We start from the raw sequence: 23,879 nt of genomic DNA on the forward strand, positions 1-23,879 counted from the left end.
CGCGAAACCTGGGCGAAAGGTTGACGTAACTCGGCATGAAGTCCTTGAATGCACCGCATGTTGCGGGATGACCGCAACGAGACGCGCTCATTTGAGCAGACTGAAATGGAGTGTCATGCGCGCCGCGATCATCGATCAGCCCGGTTCGGTCAGGGTGGGCGACGTGCCGGATCCGAGGGCGGGAGACCGGCAGTTGGTGCTCAAGGTCGGTGCAACCGGGATCTGCGGCACCGACCTGCACATCGCCGACGGTCACTTCCCGCCCACGCCTTACCCGATCGTGCCGGGGCACGAGTTCGCCGGCGAGGTCGTCGAGATCGGCGCGGAGCCACCGGGGGACTGGAAGATCGGTGACCGCGTTGCGGTGGACCCCTCGCTGTTCTGCGGCTACTGCACCCCGTGCCGGTCGGGCCACGGCAACCTCTGCGCGAACTGGAACGCCACCGGCGACACCGTGGACGGCGCCTTCGCCGAGTACGTCGCCGTCCCGGCGTCCACCTGCTACCGGATGCCCGACGAGATGACCTGGCAGCAGGGCGCGCTGGTCGAACCGGTGTCGTGCGCGGTGCACGGCGTCCGGCAGATCGGCGTCGAGGCGGGCGAACGGTTCCTCGTGGTGGGAGCGGGCACGATGGGGCTGCTGATGCAGCAGCTGCTCCAGCGCGGCGGCGCGCACGTGACGGTGGTCGACCGCAACGAGGCGCGGCTGGGCCGGGCAACCCAGCTCGGCGCGGTCCGGGTGGGCACCGACGTCGCCGCACTCGACGAGCGGTTCGACGCCGCGGTCGACTGCACCGGTGCCGCGCCCGCGATCGAGGCGGCCTTCGACTCGCTGCGACGCGGTGGTCGGCTGCTGGTGTTCGGCGTCGCCCCTGCCGAGGCCCGGGTGTCGCTGTCGCCGTTCCGCATCTACCACGACGAGATCAAGATCGTCGGCTCGATGGCCGTGCTGAACAGCTACGGCGCGGCGCTCGGCCTGGTGGCCTCGGGTGCGATCGACACCGACGCGCTGCTCACCGACACCCTGCCGCTGGAGGAGTTCCCCGCGGCGCTCGACCTGATGCGCAGCGGCGCCGGGCTGAAGGTCCAGGTGCTGCCGGGAGGCGTTGATGCATAGCCGAATAAAGAAGCTCACGCTGCTCGCGTGCACCGCACTGCTCACCCTCACCGGCTGCGCCGGGGCCGGTGCGCTGGGGTCCGGCGGCCGCACGCTGGTCATCGCGATCGTGTCGAACCCGCAGATGGAAGACGCGATCGCGCTGTCGGACCAGTTCGAGCGCGACAACCCCGGCATCAAGCTGAAGTTCGTGCAGCTGCCCGAGAACCAGGCGCGCGCCAAGATCACCGCGTCCACCGCCACCGAGGGCGGCGAGTTCGACGTGGTGATGATCAGCAACTACGAAACCCCGCAGTGGGCGGCCAACGGCTGGCTGGAGAACCTGCAGCCCTACATCGAGAAGAGCCGGGGCTACGACCCTGGCGACTTCATCCCGAGCATCCGGGACTCGCTGTCGTACCAGGGGTCGATGTACGCGGTGCCGTTCTACGGCGAGTCGTCGTTCCTGGCCTACCGCAAGGACTTGTTCGAGCAGGCCGGGCTGACCATGCCGGAACGCCCGACCTGGCAGCAGATCGCGGACTTCGCGGCGAAGCTCGACAACAAGGCCGCGGGCGTGTCCGGCATCTGCCTGCGCGGCAAGCCCGGCTGGGGCGAGAGCCTGGCGCCGTTCAGCACGGTCGCCAACACCTTCGGCGCGCGCTGGTTCGACGAGAACTGGAACGCGCAGCTGACCTCGCCGGAATTCCGGTCCGCCGCCGAGTTCTACGTGAACCTGGTGCGGCAGCACGGCGAGGTCGGCGCGTCCAGCGCGGGCTTCTCCGAGTGCGGCACGCGGTACGGCCAGGGGCAGGCGGCGATGTGGTACGACGCCACGGTCATGGCCGGTACCAACGAGGACCCGGAGAGCAGCAAGATCGTCGGCAAGTCCGGCTACGTCGCGGCCCCGGTCGAGCGCACCGGCAGCAGCGGCTGGCTCTACACCTGGTCGCTGGCCATGCCGAAGGTCGCCGAGGACAAGGACGCGGCCTGGCGGTTCATGCGCTGGATGACAGACAAGGAGTTCGTGCGCAACGTCGGCAACACCTTCGGCTGGAACCGGGTTCCGCCCGGCTGCCGGCTGTCGACGTACCAGATCCCGGAATACCAGCAGGCCGCCAAGGCCTACGCGCAGCCGACCCTGGACGGGATCGACCGCGCCCAGCAGGGCAACACCATGCTTCGGCCGGTGCCCTATCCGGGGATTCAGTTCGTCGGCATCCCGGAGTTCCAGGACCTCGGCACGCGGGTCAGCCAACAGCTTTCCGCCGCCATCGCGGGGCAGATCACGGTCGACGAGGCGCTCCAGCAGTCGCAGGAGTACGCCGAATCTGTCGGCGCGGCATACCGGGAGACCCGATGACCCAGACCGCCACGACACCCGCCACGACACCAGCCACGACCCCCGTCCCGATCCGCAAGCCGGTCGGCAAGTGGTCCGGCGCGGCGTGGTTGCGGCGGGCGCCGCTGCTGCCCGCCCTGCTGTTCACGATCCTGGTCACGCAGATCCCGTTCCTGCTCACCGTCTTCTACTCGCTCCAGTCCTGGAACCTGGTGCGCCCCGGTTCCCGCCACTTCGTCGGCCTGCGCAACTACGTGGACGTGTTCGCCGACAGCCAGTTCCGGGGCGCGATGCTGAACACCGTGCTGCTGACCGTGGTCTGCGTGCTGGTGGCGATGCTGCTCGGCCTCGGGCTGGCGTTGCTGCTGGACCGGAAGTTCCTCGGCCGCGGCGTGGTCCGCACGCTGCTCATCACGCCGTTCCTGATCCTCCCGGCGGCCGGGGCGCTGCTGTGGAAGACGACGATGTTCGACCCGACCTACGGCCTGCTGAACTTCGTCTTCGGCGGCGACATCGACTGGCTGTCGGAGTTCCCGCTGGCCTCGGTCATGGCGCAGATCGTCTGGCAGTGGACGCCGTTCATGATGCTGCTGATCCTCGCGGGCCTGCAGGCGCAGTCCAAGGAGGTGCTCGAAGCCGCCGCGGTCGACGGAGCGGGCCGGTGGCGCACCTTTGCGTCGATCACCCTGCCGCAGCTGAGCCGGTACCTGCAGCTGGCGGTCCTGCTGGGCGCGATCTACATCGTCAACAGCTTCGACGCGATCTTCCTGATGACGCAGGGCGGTCCGGGCACCGCCAGCACGAACCTGCCCTACTACATCTACCAGCGGGCCTTCGAGGGCTTCGACATCGGGCAGTCCTCGGCGATGGGCGTCATCGTCGTGGTGCTGACCCTGATCGTGGCGACCTTCGCGCTGCGGCTGATGTTCCGGACCTTCGGCGTGAGCGAGGTGCGATGATGCGTACCGGAAACCCCGTCGGCCGGTGGGCGCTGACCGCGTTCACCTGGCTGGTCGCGATCCTGTTCGTTCTCCCGCTGCTGTGGATGGTGCTCACGGCGTTCAAGCAGGAAGCCGACGCCTACACCGACCCGCCGCGCCTGGTGTTCACCCCGACGCTGGACCAGTTCGCGGGAATCCTGGAGCGCGGTTTCCTGCCGTACCTGGGCAATTCCGCGTTCGTCACGGTGGTGTCGACGCTGCTCGTGCTGCTGATGGCGGTCCCGGCGGCGTACGCGCTGTCGATCTCGGCGGTGCCGGGCACCCGCGACGCGCTCGGGTTCTTCCTGTCCACCAAGATGTTGCCGATCGTCGCGGCGATCATCCCGCTGTACGTGATCTCGCAGAACCTGAAGCTGCTGGACAACGTCTGGGCGCTGGTGATCCTCTACACGGCGATGAACCTGCCGCTGGCGATCTGGATGATGCGCTCGTTCTTCCTGGAAGTGCCCAGGGAGATGGTGGAAGCCGGCCGGGTCGACGGCGCGAAACTGCCGACCCTGCTGTTCAAGGTCATCCTGCCGGTGGTGGCCCCGGGAATCGCGGCCACGGCGCTGATCTGCGTCATCTTCTCCTGGACGGAGTTCTTCTACGCGGTGAACCTGACGGCGGCGCAGGCGGGCACGGTCCCGGTGTTCCTGGTCGGCTTCATCACCAGCGAGGGCCTGTACTGGGCGCAGCTCTCGGCGGCGGCCCTGCTGGCCTCGCTACCGGTGATGATCATCGGCTGGTTCGCCCAGAACCACCTGGTCCGAGGCCTGTCCATGGGCGCGGTGAAGTAACCCGGCCGGTAGCGGCCCGGATTCATCCCGAACCGGGATGAATCCGGGCCGTTGTTCGTTCGGCGGCCTGTCTCGTGGCATATTCCCAACGTTGCTGCGGGGGAAATTTCCGGTTTTCTCGAATTGGCTTCGGAACTATCGCATTTGCGATTCATTGATCGAGTGTAAAAATGCACCCGATCGTTGGATTGAACTCTTTGGATTGGTAGCGTTCGTGGGAGTCCTGCCGCCTGCATTGGCAGATCGCCAACGGTGCCTGGTGCTTCGATTGGGAATGTCGAATTAATCCGACCGTGTGACGGGGTTGCACCGGGTGTGTCATCCGGCTATTCCATCGAGGGTAGTTTTCAGTTGATCGGGCTGAACTGTTCGAGTGAAATACGTACCGAGTTCTTGGGGGTGGTCCGCCCGTGGCCAAACGTCGATAGTCTCCAGAATGAGTTCACCGCAAATCCATCGGGAATTCTGGGGGCGCTTGTGGAGACGCATCGAGTCGACTTCGAGGCACTACGCCGAGCAGCGGACGACCTGGAACGCCGGGCCAAGGAGATCCGCCGAGCGCGGGGCGAGCACGAAAGGCATAACTTCAGCGGGCGGTCCGGTTCGGGTCGGGTGGTCGCGACATGTCTGGGCAACGGGACCGTAACGGAAATCGCGATCCGGGGTGGGGTTCTCAGCAGCATCTATCCTGAGACGGTCGCTGCGGAAATCAAAGATGCCATTGGCAAAGCTCGTTCGCGGGCATCCGAAGCCGCCTCGCGGGCGTTCAAGAAGGTGGCGCCCGACTTGGCGGGCGGGCAGTGATGGCTTCGATGCACGAAATCGAGAACCTGCTCGCGGAAATCCAGCAGCGGACTGCGGCCGTGCGAGCGGCAAACCGGCGCGTGGCGGCCGAGACGGTGGTGGAAGCGATTGGTGGCGACCTTGGTGAGCTAGCCGTTAACGGGTACGGAGAACTCGTCGACATCAGCTTGGAACACGACAAACTCTGCTATACCACAGAGAAAGCTCTCGGAAACCAGGTGGTCGAGGCATTGGGGCGCGCGGAGCGGCGCGCCGCGGCCGTCCGGCAGCAGGCATTGAAGGCGCGGCGGTGAGGGATGTCCGGATTCGACGTCATCATCGAAGCGTTGCGCGCGAACGTGATTCTCCTGTCGGAGGCCGAAAGCCGTTGGCGAAACGCCCTCCACGCGGTCAACGGAAACTTGCTCGCTCCGGACGACCTCGGCCTTCTCGGCAAGCAGGACGGGATCGTGCTCAGCTGCAACGAGGCGGCGGCGGACCTGGAGCTGGGATTGCGCAAGGGAGCGGACAACCTCCACAGCGCCGCCGAGGCCCTGCGCGCGGTCGCCGACGATCAGGAACGCCGGCAACAGGAGATCGTCGCCCAGTTCGGACATCTTCGGTAGCGCCCGCGTCGGAAGGAATCCGCATGACCGCCGCCAACCCGCCCTTTCCAGAGGAACAGGCAACCAAGATCATCGAATATGCCGAGAAGACCGGTCAGGACGTGATCGTCCGCATGGTCAACGAAGTCCGCGACTGGCTCGGACACCCCGAAGCTGTTCTGGGCATCGCCAGACTCTGGTCGCCGGCAGCCAAGGCCGAACTGCTCCAAGCCGACGAGACGGTCACCAATGCCCGCACGGCGATTGCGGCCAGTTGGACGGGCTCTGCCTCCGAGGCGTACATCGCCTACCTGGACCACGTGACGAAGGTGATGCAGGACACCGCGGACCTCTTCGACCGGTTCAGCAAGAAGTTGTTAGACATGCGGGACCACATAACGGAGGCATACAAGATAGCCATCGGCTTGATCGGGAACACGGCGGCCGAGGTCATCAGCCTGACCGGTGGGCTCATCGCCAGGATCCACGAAACCATCTTCGACGTCGCCGACGAGGTGCTCCAGGCGCTCGCGAACTTCGTCCGGCAGATGACGTCGACGGCCGAACGTGTTGTTCAGGTTATGGCCGATTTCCGGCGCTCCGGGGTGGAAATAGCGCAAGTCGCCGCGGATTTGAAGATTCCGGAGCCACTACCCGCCGCTGCCGCGGAACCCAGTGATTGGAAGGTCCGACCGAAATGAAGATCTCGACCCTGCTGCGGTCGGTTGCGGTGACGACGGTGGTGGGCCTGCTCGCGGCGGGCTGCGCCGGAAACCCGGGCTTCGATCCGGACGATGACCGGTTCAAGGTGCTACCGCAGATTTGCGATCTGGTCTCGCCGGTGACGGCAGGCCAACTGATTGGAACGCCGTACGAGACCGACACGATCGCGGTTGAAACCACCGGATACTGCTCGTGGACCTACCGGGATCTGGGTTCCGAAGGCGCTCATCCGCTCGAACGGAAGCTGTCCCTGCACGTAAGCCTGCACCGGAGCAACGACGCGAGGTCCGGATCCAACGGGGCGCTGGAAGAACTGGACCGGCTGAGCGGGGACTCGCCGAACCACTTTGAGCGGGTGCTGGGCTTCGGCGAGTACGCGGTGCGAAGCAGCACGAGCGAGGGCATCGACTACATCATCGTCGTCGGCAACCTGAACCTCAAAATGTCCTTCGCCGGAGTAAATGTGGACGCGGCGGGCAACACGACCCCGATCCCACCCGGTCAAGCCGTTGAACCGGCCGCCGTCCTCGCGCGCGAAATAGCCGCGAACGCGGCGAAACCCTGACAACCCGCAGCGGCCTGCGGAATCGGTCGCTGGTCAGCAGCCGAGATCGGCCAGCAGCTCTGCGGGGTCGGAGAGGCAGCGCCAGACCGGGACCGGGACGACCTTTCCATCGGTCGCGGCACGCATCAGCTCCTGGACGGTGCAGAGTTGGCGGAGCCGAGTCGCACTCGATCCCGGCTACGACGAGGCGTTGGTGCAACCTGGCGAGCGGCTCGTCGATGTCGGGATCGTTGGCGTTCAGGAGACCTGCGTTCTCTGCCAGCAGTGTTCTGAGCAGTCCCTTGGTGCCATGCCACGGATTCGCGTTACCGACGACGACCAGTCGTGAGGTCGCGCGGGTGAACGCCACGTTCCAGAGGTTGAGGGTTAGGTAACCTCCTCGGGCATCGCGACTTTGGTTCTGTAGCCCAGCATGCGCGTTGAGGACTTGCTGGTCGTGCTTGTCGCGGAACGGCACGCTGGGTCCGGTCGTTGTGCGGAGTCAGAGGGTCACGGGCAGGGTTGTCAGGCGCCGGGTGCCTGGGTCGGGGAGGTGTTGTGCGCCCTCGGGCGTTGGCTCCAGGTTCGGGAATCGGCTCAGCAGGGCGGAAAGCGCTACCTCGGTTTGGGTTCGGGCCAGTGCGGCCCCGAGGCAGAAGTGCGCGCCGTGCGCGAAGCCCAGGTGTGGGGGCCCGGCGGAGCGGTTGACGTCGAGCCGGTCGGCTTCGGGGAACACCCGCGGGTCGTGGTTGGCCGACGCGATCACGACCGTCACCGGCTGGCCCTTGCCGATCCGTGCGCCGGAGATCTCGACGTCCTCGCGCGGGAAGCGCGGGATCGTCAGCAGTTGCGGGCCGCACCAGCGCATCAGCTCTTCCACCCCGCGCGGCATGAGGTCGGGTTTCGCGCGCAGGGCGGCGAGCTGGTCGGGGTGGGAGAGCAGGGCGTGGACGCCGTTGGCGATGAGGTTCGTCGGTGTCTGGCCCGCCAGGACGACGTTCCAGATCAGGGTGACCAGTTCTGCGTCGCTGAGCCGGTCGCCGTCTTCGTCCTGGACTCGGATCAGTTGCGAGACCAGGTCGTCGCCGGGCTCGGCCCGTCGCGCCGCGACCGCCGCCGTCGCGCCCGCGATGATGCCGGGGATCGACTCGGCGAGCCCCGGACCGTAACCGGCGGCGACGTGGACGCCGTACTCCCGCCACTTCGGCCGGTCCGATTCGGGGATGCCGACCAGTTCGCAGATCACGGCCATCGGCAGCGGTCGGGCGAAGTGCCGCAGCAGGTCCACTTCGCCGTCGTCGGGCAGGTCGTCCAGCAGGGCCTTGGCGATCGTTTCGATGCGCGGCCGGAACTCGGCGGCTCGGCGGGCGGTGAACGCGGGCGCGACCAGCCTGCGCAGCCGGGTGTGCTCTGGCCCCTCCATCTCCTGCATGGTCCGCATGTAGGGCAGGCAGTCCTCGGGCACGTCGGGCCGCATGGCGAAGCTGTCGCCGGTGAGCTCCAAGCGGGCATCGGTCAGCGCTGCCCTGGCGTCGTGATAGCGGAGAACGGCCCACATCGGGTTGAGACCGGGGACCAGCAGCCGTGCCAGCGGCGAACGTTCCCGGGCGCGCCCATAGGCCGCGAACGGGTCGTTTAGCACCTCGGGCGTCGTCAGGTCGATCTCGGGAACCGTCACATCTTGGCTGGTCACGTTGCCTCCGAAAGTCAGATGGTCATTTCAGATGTTCTCATCATCCGAGTGCTGACGGTATCTTGGATCGAGTTGGACGGCAACCGGCGCAGGTCCGCTTCGGGGGAGAACGATGGCTCGGCTCAGCAGGGCGGAAACCCAGGAACGCAACCGCGGCAAGGTGCTTGCCGCGGCCCGGGACGAGTTCGCCGAGCTCGGCTTCCGCGACGCCAAGATCGACGCCATCGCCGAGCGCGCCGAGCTCACCCGCGGCGCGGTCTACTCCAACTTCCCCGGCAAGCGGGCCCTCTACTTCGCGGTCCTGGCCGACCTGGCCGAGCGTGCGCCCGCGCCGCTGCACCCGTCGTCGGGCCGCAACGCCCATGACGCGCTCGGCGGGCTCGCCCGTGCATGGGTCGCGCGCCTGCCCGACGAGCGGCCCCTCGGCGCGGAGTTGATGCCGGAGATCCTGGCCGATGAGCGGGTGCAGCGCCCCTTCGCGCAGCTGATGAAGCTGGATGCGCTCCTGCTCGCGCTCGCGTTGGAACGGTTGCAGCCCCCGGAAGTCCCGCCGGGAGCGCCACCCGCCCGCCTGGTGCGGCTAGCGGAGACCGTGCTCACGACGCTGCACGGCGCGAGCCAACTGGCCGCCGCCGCACCGGGTTTCGTCGAACCCTTCGACATCATCAGCGCCTGCGAGCGCCTGTCCGGGTTGGCGCTCAACGACTTCTGGGCGCCGCCACCGATCGTCCCGCCGACGCAACCGACCGACGAGCCGTGGTCCCCACCGGAAGCGATCGACCTCGTGCGCGGCGAATCCGCGCGGTTGACCGGTGACGGCGTGGTGGCGGTGCTCGGGCTGCACCGGCTTTCCGCCGCCGAGGAAGCGGTTCGCGCCGGGGCCGCGGCCACGATTGCCCTGGTCACCAGCGATCCTGGCGAGTTCGCGCCGCTGGCGCGGCTGGCCATCGCCGAACTGTGCGGCTGCCTGCGCCAGGCATTCCCGGCTTCGTCGTTGCCCCGCCTGCAGGTCGTGTGCGACGCGTCTGGCGCCCTCGCCGCGGCTGCAGGGGTGTCAGCGGTCAGCGACGCCACCGAAACCGCGGTGCGCATCGAGGCGAACCGGATCGTCGCCCGCGCCGACGGCCGTGGCGCCTGCCACGCCACGGCCCACGCACTCGTGCACCACGAGTGATTCCGCCGAGGACGCCGAAAAGTGAGGACCAACGTCCTGGTCGTTCGCGTCCGGGTTTCGGCATTCTGGGTTCAGCCGCCGCATTTGGACAGCGCAGCCCGCAGCGGCGTTTTTGCTTGTTGGTAGGGAGAACGATGATGAACCAGACCCGGATCGACGCGTCCGCACCGAGCGGGACCCAGTGGTTGGACGAGCCGGCCCGGCCCTGGACGGTGCCCGCCGCAGCGGCGCAGCCGGTTCCGGCGCCGCGCGTGCCCGAGGAGCCGAGCGGCCGTGCGAGGCTCGTGATCAACCGCGGGCCCGACGCCGGCACCGGGTTCGTGATCAGCACCCCGCGCACCACGATCGGGCGCGGCCGCGAATGCGACATCGTCGTGGACGACATCACCGTCTCGCGCGAGCACGCCGAGCTGCGCCGCCGGGACGGCCGGTTCGTCCTCGTGGACGGCGGCTCGCTCAACGGCACCTACCTGAACCGGATGCCGGTGGAGTGCGCCGAGCTGACCGACGGCGACGAGATCTGGGTCGGCAAGGCCCGCTTCACCTTCCGCACCGACGCCTGAGCCGCCGCGCAGAGCCGGGCGATTTCGCGCGAAATCGGCGCCTGCCAGGCGTGGGGAACGGCGATTTCGCGCGAAATCGGCGCCTGCCAGGCGTGGGGAACGACGATTTCGCGCGAAATCGGCTATGAAGCTTCAGGCCCTTCTCGCGGGACCTGCCACCTGATAGCCCTGATCAAAATGATCCCTAATCGGCCTGTACGCACTTTAACGGCTGATGTGAATAAGCGTCGTGATGCGGCCAAGCCGCACAATGCGGCGATGCCCCGCACCTGTGGTGCGGGGCGGGTGCGGGGCAGACTAAGATCGGCTTCTCGTTTGTTCCCATTGTCGGCTCATGGTCTCAGTGGCGAGATATTTTTTCATGTGTCTGGCAAGAAGATCCGCCAAAGCTTGGCGAAATCGTTCAGCGTCCGCGAACAGCGCTACACGACCTGGCGGGCCCGATCGAGGATCATCGCAGACAGAACGGCCGGACCTGATACTCTGATCGCGTCAGAGGGACGGTAAGTCAATCCGGTACATTCTAAGCCCCAGACGCGACGGCGCCCCCGGTGAAACCGCCGGGGGCGCCTTGTCATGCGGCGACGCCTACAAAATCGGAAAGCTCCCGTAGATCAGTCTTAATAGAGCTCCTCTCCCGGTGAAGCATTCCACGCAACATGTTGTGAACGCGACTGGTGAAGATCAATTGTTCGGGGGCTGCTTCTTTTGCTTCCTTGAGCAGGTCTAGCGCTTCGCGGTATTTCCTGCGGAGGTAGAAAGACCACGCCACGGTAATCAAATGCGACGTGCGTCGTTCTGCTAGTTCAGGTGGTAGGCGGTCAATTGGGACCGAATCCGATAGATTGATCGCATGGGAAGGGTCGCCCATTTCCAAGGCTAGCCATACTCGATGAATCGCGACGTTCGTCGGCCCAAATGCTAGCCAGAAATCGTTTCGATCCTGCCCAATGCGTTCTGCGGTACGTTCAATCTCGCGAAGGTAGTCCCGTGTCGCTGAATGGTCGTTTATGGTCGCTGCCCCAACCGCACCCTTTAGCATCAAAGAACCGTACATGCTGAGGTGCTCAGGGCTGGCATTTTTGTCATTTCTGCGGAGCGCGTCTGCTGCGGAAATGGGCACATCAGTGGATTCGGTGAGACGTCCAGCGTGGCGCAGAACAACGGCTAATCTCCATGCCCCGCCCGCGATCAACAGTGGATCTCCCGCTTGTTCCGCTGCTGCCATAGATCGTTCTGCGGCAACCCACGGCAAGCGTGTTTCTCCGAGTCGATCCAGCATTCCGCTCGTTACGCGATAGACGAGAGCTTCCAAACTCCGCCCGTCCCTGCGGCCCCTTGTGCGCACCGGAGTTCGTCGGGGGCGTTCACCACCTGTCCGGTTGATCTCAGACGCGGCCCGGTTCGTATGTGTGCTGTGCCTCGACACGCGGCGCACTCCTCCCCTTTCGGAACCGGGCCGTCGCGGCCGGTTGGCAAGTTGCTTGGTGTCCTTCCTGGCTTGCCAACCGGCCGCACCCGCCACACCGGCAGACCCCGAGACGGTCGATTGACCTTTTACGGCCTGTCCGGACGATCGATCACGTAAAGTGAGGGGAGGTGTTCAACCATCGCGCCGAGCCGAGGAGTAACCCAGTATGGCAACCGTCCGCGTGCACCCGATCCAGCTTGAGTACAGCGTTGCGAAAGACGACACACAGACATGCAACCTGTGCGGCGCTGAAGAACGCTGGACGTCGAAGCAACAGCCGACGGTGTTCGGGGACGCACTGAAGCGTTCACTGCACCTGGTGCACCTGGTGAAGACGCACCTGCCTGACGTCCAAAACACCTTCACGCCCGCTGAGCGGAAGAAGGAGAAGGACATTGATGCTGGGCAGACGACAGCCACTGTCGGGCAAGCCGAAGGATGAGTTCGATCGGGACATCGATCGCTGGTCGCAGGGTGACGACAAGGTAGAGGACCTGGTCAACACTGACAACGACGACTGATTAAGCCCTGACAGCAGCGATGCCCCGCACCCACGGTGCGGGGCATCGCCGCATCAGCACCCTTGCCAGCATCAGCGGTTACAGGCAGTATCGATGGTCCAGGGGCGATTTTTTGATCATGGACAATCTGCGGCAGATCTCGCGAGAAGGCCTGAAGCTTCATAGCCCACTTCCCGGGAAATCGGCGTCCAGACGCCTGAGCCCGAACCCCATGCGCCACTCGCGGAACAGGGGTTCAGTATCGACTCGAACCGGTGGCAAGCGGCTCGTAGCCTGGGGTTCGTGGAAGGCACTCGGTCCGAAGTGACGAAGGTGTTCCTGGTCGACGACCACGAGGTGGTGCGGGTCGGGCTGGCCGACCTGCTCGGCGCCGAGCCCGACCTCGAAGTGATCGGCCAGGCCGCCACGGCCCGCGAGGCGGAGGCCCGCATCCCCGCCCTGCGGCCGGACGTGGTCGTGCTGGACGTGCGGCTGCCCGACGGCAACGGCATCGAGCTCTGCCGCGAGCTGCGTTCCCGGCTGCCCGGGCTGAACTGCCTGATGCTCACGTCGTTCCCGGACGAGCAAGCCATGCTGGACGCGATGCTGGCCGGTGCGGCGGGATACGTGATCAAGAACATCAAAGGGATGGAGCTGGCGTCGGCGGTGCGCACCGTCGGATCGGGCAAGGCGCTGCTCGGCGAACAGGCCACCGCGGACCTGATGAACCGGCTGCGGGCGAAGCTGGACAAGTCCATGGAGCTGCCCGAGCTGACAGCTCAGGAACGAGTCCTGCTGGACCTCATCCGCCAAGGCCTGACCAACCGGCAGATCGCCGACCGCATGTACCTGGCGGAGAAGACGGTCAAGAACTACGTGTCCCGCCTGCTGTCGAAGCTCGGGCTGCAACGCCGAACGCAGGCGGCGGTCCTGGCCACCCAGCTGCACCACCGGCCGAAGGGCGCGTGACCACGCTCAGGTGCGGGGGACGGGCTCGCCGCTGACCACCTCGTGCAAGGGGCGGCGCGGCGTCGCCGGTACCGGCGATCCGTAGCCGATGCGCAACACCGCTTGCGGCCACAACCCGCCGCCGATGAGCGAGCGAAGTTCCTTGCGGGTGCCGGGAACCTCGACCACCTGGGAGAGGAACGAGCTCGACAGCCCGGCGGCGGTGGCGGCCAGCAGCACGCGTTGCATCGCCATCCCGGCGTGCAGCTGCGCCAGCACGCCGTCCTGGAACGAGCCGAGGACGCAGATCAGCGGCTCGGGCTCGAAGTCCTTGCCCACGACCCGGGCCTTCGCCTGACCGCTGCTGTAATCGCGCAGCACCCATTCGTCCTGCGGTTCCGGCCGCGGACCGCTGCTGCGCGCGGGCACCCCATCGGGCGAGCTCGAGTCGCGGCCCGTCCAATGTTGCAGTTCCGCCGTGAACTTCGCGTCGGAGATCTGCGCCTCGTGCGCCTGCTGGGTGAGCGCTTGCACCTTCGGCAGCTGTTCCCGCTCGGGGATGGCGAGCCACGCCCGCTCCGCTTCCGCCGCTTGCCGCAGCTGGCCGTGCAGCGACGGCGGGACCGAGTTGGGCAGGAACGGCTTGCGGTTTGTTCGACGCCGGGGGATCGCCGCCGCCAGTTCGACATCGGTGGGCGTCGGCGGGCGCCGCCGGACGGGGCGGACGACCGCGAGCAGATCCGGCGAGGAGTGCCCGGGCAGCACGCGCACGTCCGGCTGCACGCCGAGCACCCGTATCGCCAGCCGCAGGTTCAACAGCGCCGCACCGCAGGCGAGCACGAGCTCGCGGTGCTCCGGATCCGCCACCGGCACGGCGTGAGACCGGTCCGCGTACAACGCGATGGCATCTGGTGTGCAGTGGAACCGCCAGGGCTGACTGTTGTACAGCGACGGCGCGGCGGTGGCCTTGAGCAGTGCAGCCCGGGTCTGGTCAGCCGTCAGGTACCCCACTGCGCCGATGAGCGTGTTCATCGGTATCCTCTCCGGTCGCCGTTGTTGTCAGGGTGCCGGTGAGGCGGTCCGGTGAACCAGAGCCGATCGTCACCACTGGACCACGCCGAGCCCCGGTGCGAACCGTTAGTACGTGTCACAGTGGAGGTGTGAGCAGGGCGGACGTGCCGAGTTCCGGGGAGGTGCCGCAGGTCCCGCCGCGGTCGGTCGAGGATGCGTTCTCCCGGCTGCGGCTCAGGGAGCTGCTGACCCAGGTACAGGTGCGCATCGAGGAGATCATCGGGCTGCGCGACCGGATGGACGGGCTGCTGTCCGCCGTGCTCGCGATTTCGTCGGAGCTCGAACTCGACGCGACGCTGCGGCGCATCGTGCACACCGCGATGGACCTCGTCGACGCCCGCTACTGCGCCATCGGCGTGCTGGGCCCCAACGGCGAGCTCAGCCAGTTCGTGTACGAGGGCATCGACGAGCCGACGCGCGAGCTCATCGGGGCGCTGCCCACCGGGCACGGCGTCCTCGGCGTGGTCATCGAGGAAGACAAGCCGCTGCGCCTGGACGACATCGCCTCCCACCCGGCCTCGGTGGGGTTCCCGCCCCACCACCCGCCGATGCGCGGCTTCCTCGGGGTGCCGATCCGCGCCCGGCAGGAGACCTTCGGGCGGCTGTACCTGACCGGGAAGCGCGGCGGCGGGAGGTTCACCGAGGACGACGAGGTCGTCATGCAGGCGTTGGCGGGTGCGGCGGGCATCGCGGTCGACAACGCCCGCTTGTTCGAGGAAGTCCGCCGACGCGAGCGCTGGTTGGACGGCACCAGCGAGATCACCGCGACGCTGCTGGCGGGCACCGACCCCATCGACGCCTTGCAGCTGATCGCCGAGCGCGCCGCGGAGCTCACCGCCGCCGACTACGCGCTGATCGCCGTGCCGGTGCGCGGCGAGGACACGGCAGACGAGCGCGTCAGCGAGCTCATCATCAACGTGTCCGTCGGGGTGGACGTCGACGACCTGACGCACCGGACGATCCCGGTCAGCGACTCGACCACCGGGCAGGTGTTCCGGGAGCGGATCCCGCGCAACGTCTCGAACCTGGCCTTCGACCTGACCGAAGGCCAGGTCGTGCAGTTCGGGCCCACGCTCGCGGTTCCGATGCGGGCCGACGAGATGACGTCCGGGGTGCTGCTCGTGGCGCGCACGGCTGGCTCGGCCGACTTCGACGAGGACCAGCTGCAGGTGGTGTCCTCGTTCGCCGACCAGGCGGCGCTGGCGTTGCAGCGGGCCGAGGCGCAGGCCGCGCGTCGGGAGCTCGACGTGCTTGCCGACCGCGACCGGATCGCCCGAGACCTGCACGACCATGTCATCCAGCGGCTGTTCGCCATCGGCATGGCCATGCAGGGCACGCAGCGCCGGGCGAAGTCGCCCATCGTGGCCGACCGGTTGACCGAGCACATCGACCAGCTGCACGAGGTGATCCAGGACCTGCGGGCCAGCATCTTCGACCTGCAGGCCACCGCCGAGACCGCGGTGCGGTTCCGGGCGCGGGTGCAGCGCGTGATCACCGACGTGGTCGGTGACAGCCCGATCCGGATCACCGTGCGGATGGCGGGCCCGCTCGACGTGCTGCCGCCGAAGCTGGCCGAGCACGCCGAGGCAGTCGTCCTGGAAGCGGTGAGCAACGTCGTCCGGCATGCGCGGGCGACGGAGCTGTCAGTCACGATCTCCCTGGACGGGAACCTGGCGATCGACGTGACGGACAACGGTGTCGGAATCCCGGAAACCGTGGCGCACAGCGGCTTGCACAACCTTGCCGAGCGCGCCACTGAGCTCGGCGGGCAGTGCACGGTGGATCAGCTGCCGTCGGGCGGAACCAGCCTGCGCTGGAGCGCGCCGGTCCGCTGACCATCCACTGTGGTCCAAGGTGTGACCGCGTGCCGGAGGCTCCCGGCCGCACAGAAATCGCGGAAAGTCCTCCCGCCGCCCTGGGATTTCCGCAATTTCAATGGAAATCAGAGCTTCGATTTCCATTGAAATTGCGCTCTTCTGCCTGAAATTGCGGCCGCATGGTGGAGATCGTTCTCGTCGGCGGTGGCGCCGATGGGGAGTGGTCTCTGTCGCAGCTTCGGCTCTCAGACGTCGCCTGGCTGGTCCGAAGCCGCGCGGTCGTGCACGGGTCGGGGACCCGGTGTCCAGGCGGCGTCCGAGTCCCGGTACCCGCGCCGCTTCACGAGATCGCTTCGGTCAGGCGGCCACCAGGCCGCGGACCTCGGAGAGCAGTTCGAGCGAGCGGCGCCAGGCGGAGCGGTCCGGCGCGGCGGACACGACGATCAGCTCGTCGGCCTGCGCCCGTTCGACGAACCCGTCCAGGTAGTCGTCCACTTCGCTCGGGGTGCCGACCGCGGTGTACTTGGTCATCTGCAGAACCTGTTGCCCGGCGGGGGAAGCGAGGATGGCGTCCGCTTCCTCCGGGGTGAATTCCCTTCCCTGCCCCAGCATCCGGGCCACCCGGTAGCGTTTCGCCGCCTGGAAATGCTGCTCGGCCTCGTCGGTGGTGCCGGCCGCGATCACGTTGACCCCGGCGATCACGTAGGGCTCCGCGAGCTGGGCGGACGGCTGGAACTCCCGCCGGTAGATCGAGACGGCGGCCTCCAGCGCATCCGGCGCGAAGTGTGAGGCGAACGAGTACGGCAGGCCGAGCACGGCGGCGAGCCTGGCGCCGAACAGCGACGAACCGAGGATGTACAGCGGCACGTTGGTGCCCGCGCCGGGCGTCGCGTTGACCCCGGGGATCCGGGTCTCGCCCGACAGGTAGCCCTGCAGCTCCAACACGTCCTGGGGGAAGGTGTCGGCCGCGGTCGGGTCGCGGCGCAGCGCCCGCATGGTCTTCTGGTCGCTGCCCGGGGCCCGGCCGAGACCGAGGTCGATGCGCCCTGGGAACAGCGTTTCGAGGGTGCCGAACTGCTCGGCGATGGTCAGCGGCGAGTGGTTGGGCAGCATCACGCCACCGGCGCCGAGCCGGATGGTCTTGGTGTGCGCGGCCACGTGCCCGATCAGCACGCTGGTCGCCGACGACGCGATCGACGACATGTTGTGGTGCTCGGCGTACCAGATCCGCCGGTAGCCCAGGGCTTCGGCGCGCTGTGCCAGGTCGACGCTGGCGGCGAAGCTGTCGCCGGCCGTCTCTCCCGGGCCGATGTGTGCCAGATCGAGAATGGAGAGGGCAACAGCCACGGCAGCATCAGCCTTTCATCGCGTGCGATAAGCGCGCGGCACATGCCACGCGCAGCAGCGATAACGGAACAACCGCCCCGCTTATTCCGCGCCCCGCGGCGCGGTGGGCCCCGTCACGCTCCACCTGCGGATGAGCGTTGCCCGTGCGTGATCGCCCGTGCGCACTTCGCGGTGCCGCAGCCCCGGGAAGTGCGCACGGGCGGGAACCGGTCATTTGCGGAGTCCGGCCTTCTTCGAGCACACCGGCCAGGCCTTGGGCCCCTGGGCCTTGAGGACCTTCTCCGCGACCGCGACCTGCTGCTCGCGTGTCGCCTGGTGCGCCTTGGGGGCGTAGGCGGTGCCGCCAAACGCGGCCCAGGTGGACGGGGTGAACTGCAGGCCGCCGGAGAAACCGTTGCCGGTGTTGGCCTTCCAGTTTCCGGAACTCTCGCACTTCGCGACGGCGTCCCAAGTGGACGCCGAGGCGGCGCTAGCAGGGAGGGCGGTCGCCAGGGGAGCGGCGGCGATCAGGCCGGCGAGGATTGCTCCGGAGGCGATTCGGCTGGTGGGGAACATGCGGTTGTGCGCCATGGATGATCTCCTGCTGCGCCCGCGACCCGCGCACGATCGACCGCCCGGCGTGCTGGGGTGCCGCCGGAACGTGGTTCGAGGTGTGTCGCCCCTGCCCAGTCGTTTCTTCGGGGGTGGGAGCCCGCAAGGCAGGGTTTGGCGCTACGGGCTCCCAGGCGGACGGCTCGGGGGTGGCCGACCGTCGGACACGCTACGTAGTCAACGTTGGAAGACCAACCCTCATGGGGCAGTCAATTCTGATCACGAAACCTCTGCAAGATCCCATGATTCAAGTGTTGTCCCTGGTAGCTGTGACCCTGGAGGGTGAGCATTAGTCGATTACACAATGTATTGATCGAGTAAATCTTCACTCGTGTGGGTTACATTCGAGACTGTTCTCGGCCCTGCCGAACCGTTGGTCTCGTCGCGTCGCCAAGCGGCGGCTCGCCTGCGCGTCAGCACCCCAGCCGCAGAACACACAGCCATGACCTGCAACACCGGCTTCGACCCGCGTGCGCTGGCCGCGCCGAACCGCTGGTTAGTCTGGCGTCTCGGCCAGGCGCCGGATGGCCCAGCGGCGCTGCGGGCCGAAACGGCGTGGATGCTTGCGCCACCCCCGGCTGGTACCACCGAGCAGGTGGACAGCGGGCCGTCGCCGCGACGCGCCGCGGCGAAGGGGGCCAGACGTCGCGGCGAAGGGGACCAGACGTACTGCCCGGAACTGCTCGGATCGAGCCAGGCGACGCCGACGGAGGCCGCGGAGGCGGGTCCGCCAACAGATGGAGACACGATGAGCATGGCCACGAGGACGGACGCGCAGCCGCCTGAGCCGCACGTCGCCGACAGCCACGATCTGATCCGCGTGCACGGCGCGCGCGTGAACAATCTCAAGGACGTCAGCATCGAGATCCCGAAGCGCCGGCTGACGGTTTTCACCGGCGTCTCCGGCTCGGGCAAGAGCTCGCTGGTGTTCGGCACCATCGCCGCGGAGTCGCAGCGGCTGATCAACGAGACCTACAGCGCCTTCGTGCAGGGCTTCATGCCGACGCTGGCACGGCCCGAGGTCGACGTCCTGGACGGGCTGACCACCGCGATCATCGTCGACCAGGAGCGGATGGGTGCCGACCCCCGCTCGACGGTCGGCACCGCCACCGACGCCAACGCGATGCTGCGCATCCTGTTCAGCCGCCTTGGGGAGCCGCACATCGGCTCGCCGCAGGCGTTCTCCTTCAACGTCGCCTCCATCAGCGGAGCGGGCGCGGTCACGCTCGAACGCGGCGGGAAGACCGTGAAGGAGCGTCGCAGCTTCAGCATCACCGGCGGCATGTGCCCGCGCTGCGAGGGCCGGGGCTCGGTCAACGACATCGACCTGACCCAGCTGTACGACGACAGCAAGTCGCTCAACGAGGGCGCGCTCACGATCCCCGGCTACACCATGGACGGCTGGTACGGCCGCATCTTCAAGGGCTGCGGCTTCTTCGACCCGGACAAGCCGGTCCACAAGTTCACCAAGAAGCAGCTACACGACCTGCTCCACAAGGAGCCGACCAAGATCAAGGTCGACGGCATCAACCTGACCTACGAAGGCCTGATCCCGAGGATCCAGAAGTCGATGCTGTCCAAGGACGTCGACTCGCTGCAGCCGCACATCCGGGCCTTCGTGGAGCGGGCGGTTACCTTCGCCACCTGCCCCGAGTGTTACGGCACCCGGCTCAGCGAGGAGGCCCGGTCGTCGAAGATCGACGGCATCAACATCGCCGACGCGTGCGCGATGCAGATCACCGACCTCGCCGAGTGGGCGGGGGGCCTGGACGAACCGTCCGTCGCGCCGCTGCTGACCGCGTTGCGGCACACCCTCGACTCGTTCGTCGAGATCGGGCTGGGCTACCTCTCGCTCGACCGGCCGTCGGGCACGCTGTCGGGCGGCGAGGCGCAGCGCACCAAGATGATCCGCCACCTCGGGTCGTCGCTCACGGACGTCACCTACGTCTTCGACGAGCCGACGATCGGGCTGCACCCCCACGACATCCAGCGGATGAACGGCCTGCTGCTGCAGCTGCGCAACAAGGGCAACACCGTGCTGGTCGTGGAGCACAAGCCGGAGGCGATCGCGATCGCCGACCACGTCGTAGACCTCGGCCCGGGCGCCGGCACCGACGGCGGCGAGGTGGTGTTCGAGGGCACCATCGAGGCGCTGCGGGCCAGCGACACGCTCACCGGGCGGCACCTGGACGACCGCGCCTCCCTGAAGCCGTCGGTGCGGACGCCGTCGGGGATGCTGGAGGTGCGCGGCGCCGGCACCCACAACCTCCGGGATGTCGACGTCGACATCCCGCTCGGCGTCCTGGTCGTCGTCACCGGGGTGGCGGGCTCGGGCAAGAGCTCGCTGATCCACGGCTCGGTGTCCGGGCGGGACGGAGTGGTGGCGGTCGACCAGACCGCGATCCGCGGCTCGCGGCGGAGCAACCCGGCGACCTACACCGGACTGCTCGACCCGATCCGCAAGGCCTTCGCGAAGGCCAACGGCGTGAAGCCGGGACTGTTCAGCGCCAACTCGGAAGGCGCCTGCCCCAACTGCAACGGTGCCGGTGTCATCTACACCGACCTGGGGATGATGGCTGGCGTCGCCACCACCTGCGAGGAGTGCGAGGGGAAGCGGTTCCAGGCAGCGGTGCTGGACTACCACTTCGGCGGTCGCGACATCAGCGAGGTGCTCGCGATGTCGGTGGCCGAGGCCGAGGAGTTCTTCGGCTCCGGGGACGCGAAGGTCCCGGCCGCGCACAAGATCCTCGAGCGCCTCGCCGACGTCGGGCTCGGCTACCTCCGCCTCGGCCAGCCGCTCACCACGCTGTCCGGCGGCGAACGGCAGCGGCTCAAGCTGGCCACCCACATGGCCGCCAACGGCGGCGTCTACGTCCTCGACGAGCCGACCACCGGTCTCCACCTCGTCGACGTCGAGCAGCTGCTCGGCCTGCTGGACCGGCTCGTCGACGCCGGCAAGTCGGTCATCGTCATCGAGCACCACCAGGCGGTCATGGCGCACGCCGACTGGATCATCGACCTCGGCCCCGGTGCCGGCCACGATGGCGGCCGGGTCGTCTTCGAGGGCACGCCCGCCGACCTAGTCGCCGCCCGCCCCACCCTCACCGGCGAGCACCTCGCGGCCTACGTCGGAGCCTGACCGGGGACCTCGCGGACACCGTGGGATTTCGTCCCGCTCGGGTTCTCTCGACCGCGGTCATCCCACCGTGCCCACGCAGTCTGGATCCTGGTGGACGGAGTGGGGTGTGGGGCACGGATCAATCCAGTCCCGGCACTGACGGCCAGCTCGGTCGCCGCAGCGAGGCCGCGCAGGTGCGTGTGGCTGCTCGTGCCGACAGCCACACGAGTAACCGGCGGTAGCTTCATAGGCCTGCCGGAAACCTGCGTGCGGGGTGGTGCCGGTTTGCGGGAGCCGCGTTGGTGAAAACGGCGCGTTTGAGGTCGGCGTTAAGGATCTCGTCGGGGTTGAGCTCGGGGCTGTATCCGGGCAGGTTGTGCATCTCGATCGCCTGGGCGTGCTCGGCGATCCACCGTTGGACGGTCTTGCGGCGGTGGACGCCGTGTCCGTCGACGCTCAGATGAGCCTTACGGCTCAGATGGCCGACCAGCCGGTCCAGAAACGGGATGACACGGACGGGATGACACGCCTGCTTCATGGACGAGTTCGGCTCGCGTTGTCCCCTGGTTCTGGATTTGACCGGGCCTTCCGGGTCTGGAAAAGATATGCGTCGTGCCCAGTGTTTATCTGTTGCCGATCAAGACGGCATTGATCGTCTTCCCGTTGCTCGCCATGCTGTTGTTCGTGCCCGCCGCGGTGGTGACCTACCGCAGGCACGGGATCATGACCAGTTGGCGGACGCTGTCCTTCTACAGCTTCCTGTTCTACTGCCTGACCGCGTTCTTCATGACGGTCGTGCCGCTGCCCGGCCCGTCGGTCGACGTTTGCGCGAAATACCCCCGGGTCGCGCATCCGCAACTGGTGCCCGGCAACACCTTCGCCGACATCTGGAAGGAAGCGGAGGGGCAGATCAGCCTGGGCGCGCTGATGATCCACAACCCGGCGGTGCTGGAAACCCTGCTGAATTTGGCTTTGCTGCTGCCGCTTGGCGTCTACCTGCGCTTCCATTTCCGGCTGAACTTCCTCGCGGCCTCGGCGATCGGGCTGGGCGCATCGCTGTTCTTCGAGTTCACGCAGCTGACCGGGCTGTGGGGCGTCTACGAGTGCCCGTACCGGCTGTTCGATGTGGACGATCTCATCGTCAACACCGGCGGCGCCCTGGTGGGCTGGGCCATCGCCGGGCCGCTGACCCGCTGGCTGCCCACTTTGGACACCCTGGACGACGCGGCGCTGGAGCGGCGCCCGGTGCCGCTGGGAAGGCGGCTGCTGGCGCTGCTGATCGACCTTTGCGCGCTGCCGTTCGTGATGCTGTTCACGACGCTGCTCTGCGTGCTGGTCTTCGGCTCGTCCCGCTGGCTGCTCGGCCTCTTGCTCGCCGTGTTCCTCTGGTTCGTGCTGCTGCCCTGGTGGCTCGGGGCCACCCCGGGCAAGAAGATATTGCTGCTGAAGCTCGTCGGCTCGGACGGGAAACGTCCCGAGCTGTGGCGGCTGATGCTGCGGGCAACGGTGCTCGCCGTGCCGCTAATGCCGATCGCCTTGGGCATGATGGCGCTCGTTGCCGCGGGGATGTCGAGCGTGCTCCGGGCCGGTCTGGCTGGCGTGTCCGAGGTGCTCTCGTTGGTGCTGAGCGTGCTCAACGGCGAATACCTGCCGGAACTGCTGTTGGGCCTCGGGCTGTTGGGGGTGGTCTGCCTGCTGCCCGTCGCGTTCTTCGTGGCTCTGTGGCGGAATCCCAAGCACCACGGCGTGCACGAGTTGCTCTCCGGGGTCGGCAACGTCGCGCTGCCGCACAAACGCGCACGTCGACAGCAACCCGCCGAGCCCGATGCCGAGCCCGAGGCCGAGGACGCCACGATGATCCATCGCTGACCGCACGGGTTGGCTTCCCCCGCCGGAAAGCCGGTGGGGGAGCCGCTTTCAGACTCGCTCGCAACGCCACGCGCAAGCGGCGGAAATCCGCCGAGGCGGTTTGGTGCGGCTGCGGCGACGGGTACGTATCGAGTCGGAACGCCTGTGTTGTGGGGAGGGATCAGGATGGCTGAGCGGATGCCCGCCCGACGCGGCGAACGTCGGGAGTGGGCGGGGCGCCCGGATTTGTGGCAGGAGCCGTTCCGCGAGTTGGAGGAGATCTGGGATCGCATGGGGCAGCTCTTCGACCCTGGGTGGGCCACGACGCGGACCGGCGTCGCGTGGCAGCCGATGGTCGACGTGGAGGAGACCGAGAACGCCTACCTGTTCGAGGTCGACCTGCCCGGTGTGCGCAGGGACGACATCACCGTCGAAGTCCGCGGCCAGGAACTGTGGATCATGGGTGAGGTGAAGGAGAAGGAGCGAACCGGTGTGCTGCGGCGCAAGATGCGACGCACCGGCAGCTTCTCCTTCCGCGGAGCCCTGCCGGGAGAGGTCGACGCGGACAAGATCGAGGCGAACCTCGCGGACGGCGTGCTCTCGGTCAAGGTGCCCAAGGCCGAAGTGAGCAAGTCGCGCCGCATCGAGATCAAGTGACGAGGAGCGGGGGCCGACTGACCCGGCTCCTCGTTCCTCCGCGCGGTGGGGATCGGCAGCGGCGAGCAAACGTTTTACTGGTCGCGCAAATCGGACACGTGGCGCGGGACGGCGATTTCGCGCAGTGAACCCCACAGGGATACAGCCAGTCCGTGCGGCTGCTTGGTCGTCTCCAGCCTCAGGCGGGGCGATTCACATTGCCGAGAGC

Annotated in this window: 22 protein-coding genes and 1 pseudogene; 17 read left to right on the plus strand and 6 right to left on the minus strand. The window is 67.4% G+C overall.

All coding sequences use genetic code 11. From position 1 onward, the window contains the following. The first annotated feature begins 115 nt into the window (after positions 1-115). The 9 genes from FDZ84_RS21900 to FDZ84_RS21940 all read left to right on the plus strand — a co-directional run bounded on the left by FDZ84_RS21900 (position 116) and on the right by FDZ84_RS21940 (position 6,894). The gene (locus tag FDZ84_RS21900) at positions 116-1,117 is read left to right on the plus strand and encodes a zinc-dependent alcohol dehydrogenase family protein (protein WP_168587430.1); all 1,002 of its coding nucleotides are present in this window, start codon (positions 116-118) and stop codon (positions 1,115-1,117) included. Next, a complete protein-coding gene (locus FDZ84_RS21905; RefSeq protein ID WP_168587431.1) occupies positions 1,110-2,459 on the plus strand; it encodes a sugar ABC transporter substrate-binding protein in 1,350 nt (449 codons plus the stop codon). Before FDZ84_RS21900 ends, FDZ84_RS21905 begins: the two co-directional genes overlap by 8 nt. After that, entirely contained in the window at positions 2,456-3,397 is a 942-nt protein-coding gene (locus FDZ84_RS21910) for a carbohydrate ABC transporter permease (protein WP_168587432.1), read from the plus strand. Before FDZ84_RS21905 ends, FDZ84_RS21910 begins: the two co-directional genes overlap by 4 nt. Further along, positions 3,394-4,218 (plus strand): carbohydrate ABC transporter permease, encoded by an 825-nt coding sequence (locus FDZ84_RS21915; protein WP_168587433.1) that lies wholly within the window; start codon positions 3,394-3,396, stop codon positions 4,216-4,218. The genes FDZ84_RS21910 and FDZ84_RS21915 overlap by 4 nt, the downstream gene beginning before the upstream one ends. Positions 4,219-4,533: 315 nt before the next feature. Then, positions 4,534-5,022, plus strand: coding sequence for a YbaB/EbfC family nucleoid-associated protein (locus FDZ84_RS21920; RefSeq protein WP_168587434.1), 489 nt, complete (start codon positions 4,534-4,536; stop codon positions 5,020-5,022). A gap of 8 nt (positions 5,023-5,030) precedes the next feature. Then, positions 5,031-5,315 (plus strand): hypothetical protein, encoded by a 285-nt coding sequence (locus FDZ84_RS21925; RefSeq protein ID WP_168587435.1) that lies wholly within the window; start codon positions 5,031-5,033, stop codon positions 5,313-5,315. Between the two features lie 3 nt (positions 5,316-5,318). Continuing rightward, positions 5,319-5,627, plus strand: coding sequence for a hypothetical protein (locus FDZ84_RS21930; protein ID WP_168587436.1), 309 nt, complete (start codon positions 5,319-5,321; stop codon positions 5,625-5,627). A gap of 23 nt (positions 5,628-5,650) precedes the next feature. Further along, a complete protein-coding gene (locus tag FDZ84_RS21935) occupies positions 5,651-6,307 on the plus strand; it encodes a hypothetical protein (protein ID WP_168587437.1) in 657 nt (218 codons plus the stop codon). Then, the gene (locus tag FDZ84_RS21940; protein ID WP_168587438.1) at positions 6,304-6,894 is read left to right on the plus strand and encodes a hypothetical protein; all 591 of its coding nucleotides are present in this window, start codon (positions 6,304-6,306) and stop codon (positions 6,892-6,894) included. The genes FDZ84_RS21935 and FDZ84_RS21940 overlap by 4 nt, the downstream gene beginning before the upstream one ends. A gap of 481 nt (positions 6,895-7,375) precedes the next feature. On the opposite strand, the gene FDZ84_RS21945 is transcribed toward FDZ84_RS21940, so the two are convergent. Continuing rightward, on the minus strand, positions 7,376-8,566 hold the full coding sequence (locus FDZ84_RS21945) for a cytochrome P450 (RefSeq protein ID WP_168587439.1): 1,191 nt from the start codon (positions 8,564-8,566) through the stop codon (positions 7,376-7,378). Between the two features lie 112 nt (positions 8,567-8,678). Here FDZ84_RS21945 and FDZ84_RS21950 point away from each other — a divergent pair, with 112 nt between their 5' ends. Both FDZ84_RS21950 and FDZ84_RS21955 read left to right on the plus strand, forming a co-directional pair. Further along, a complete protein-coding gene (locus tag FDZ84_RS21950; protein ID WP_168587440.1) occupies positions 8,679-9,740 on the plus strand; it encodes a TetR/AcrR family transcriptional regulator in 1,062 nt (353 codons plus the stop codon). Positions 9,741-9,874: 134 nt separating this feature from the next. Then, the gene (locus FDZ84_RS21955) at positions 9,875-10,303 is read left to right on the plus strand and encodes an FHA domain-containing protein (protein WP_246868336.1); all 429 of its coding nucleotides are present in this window, start codon (positions 9,875-9,877) and stop codon (positions 10,301-10,303) included. Positions 10,304-10,877: 574 nt separating this feature from the next. Here the strand turns inward: FDZ84_RS21955 and FDZ84_RS21960 are convergent. After that, positions 10,878-11,585 carry an XRE family transcriptional regulator gene (locus FDZ84_RS21960; RefSeq protein ID WP_168587441.1) on the minus strand — a complete coding sequence of 236 codons (708 nt, stop codon included), beginning with the start codon at positions 11,583-11,585 and terminating at the stop codon, positions 10,878-10,880. A gap of 355 nt (positions 11,586-11,940) precedes the next feature. On the opposite strand from FDZ84_RS21960, the gene FDZ84_RS21965 reads away from it, so the two are divergent. Together FDZ84_RS21965 and FDZ84_RS21970 are read left to right on the plus strand one after the other, a co-directional pair. Then, entirely contained in the window at positions 11,941-12,216 is a 276-nt protein-coding gene (locus FDZ84_RS21965) for a hypothetical protein (protein ID WP_168587442.1), read from the plus strand. Between the two features lie 382 nt (positions 12,217-12,598). Beyond that, a complete protein-coding gene (locus tag FDZ84_RS21970) occupies positions 12,599-13,243 on the plus strand; it encodes a response regulator transcription factor (RefSeq protein ID WP_168587443.1) in 645 nt (214 codons plus the stop codon). A gap of 6 nt (positions 13,244-13,249) precedes the next feature. On the opposite strand, the gene FDZ84_RS21975 is transcribed toward FDZ84_RS21970, so the two are convergent. Next, on the minus strand, positions 13,250-14,254 hold the full coding sequence (locus FDZ84_RS21975) for a nitroreductase family protein (protein ID WP_168587444.1): 1,005 nt from the start codon (positions 14,252-14,254) through the stop codon (positions 13,250-13,252). Positions 14,255-14,382: 128 nt separating this feature from the next. Between FDZ84_RS21975 and FDZ84_RS21980 the strand changes: the two genes are divergently transcribed. After that, positions 14,383-16,128 (plus strand): GAF domain-containing protein, encoded by a 1,746-nt coding sequence (locus FDZ84_RS21980; RefSeq protein ID WP_371812651.1) that lies wholly within the window; start codon positions 14,383-14,385, stop codon positions 16,126-16,128. Between the two features lie 339 nt (positions 16,129-16,467). Here FDZ84_RS21980 and FDZ84_RS21985 read toward each other — a convergent pair whose 3' ends face one another. Both FDZ84_RS21985 and FDZ84_RS21990 read right to left on the minus strand, forming a co-directional pair. Further along, positions 16,468-17,457, minus strand: a complete 990-nt coding sequence (locus tag FDZ84_RS21985; protein WP_168587445.1) for an LLM class flavin-dependent oxidoreductase — start codon at positions 17,455-17,457, stop codon at positions 16,468-16,470. 222 nt (positions 17,458-17,679) lie between these two features. Beyond that, positions 17,680-18,012 (minus strand): annotated as a pseudogene (locus FDZ84_RS21990) (transglycosylase family protein); the annotation flags it as partial. A gap of 784 nt (positions 18,013-18,796) precedes the next feature. Between FDZ84_RS21990 and FDZ84_RS21995 the strand changes: the two are divergent. Next, entirely contained in the window at positions 18,797-21,187 is a 2,391-nt protein-coding gene (locus tag FDZ84_RS21995; protein WP_168590260.1) for an excinuclease ABC subunit UvrA, read from the plus strand. Between the two features lie 223 nt (positions 21,188-21,410). Here the strand turns inward: FDZ84_RS21995 and FDZ84_RS22000 are convergent, their stop codons facing one another. Next, a complete protein-coding gene (locus FDZ84_RS22000; protein WP_168587447.1) occupies positions 21,411-21,704 on the minus strand; it encodes a transposase in 294 nt (97 codons plus the stop codon). A gap of 74 nt (positions 21,705-21,778) precedes the next feature. On the opposite strand from FDZ84_RS22000, the gene FDZ84_RS22005 reads away from it, so the two are divergent. Together FDZ84_RS22005 and FDZ84_RS22010 are read left to right on the plus strand one after the other, a co-directional pair. Continuing rightward, positions 21,779-23,035, plus strand: a complete 1,257-nt coding sequence (locus FDZ84_RS22005) for a VanZ family protein (protein ID WP_168587448.1) — start codon at positions 21,779-21,781, stop codon at positions 23,033-23,035. A 165-nt stretch (positions 23,036-23,200) separates the two neighbouring features. Further along, positions 23,201-23,671, plus strand: coding sequence for an Hsp20/alpha crystallin family protein (locus FDZ84_RS22010; RefSeq protein ID WP_246868337.1), 471 nt, complete (start codon positions 23,201-23,203; stop codon positions 23,669-23,671). Positions 23,672-23,879: the final 208 nt, after the last annotated feature.

This window comes from Saccharopolyspora sp. ASAGF58, assembly GCF_012277335.1.
GTDB lineage: Bacteria > Actinomycetota > Actinomycetes > Mycobacteriales > Pseudonocardiaceae > Saccharopolyspora > Saccharopolyspora hattusasensis.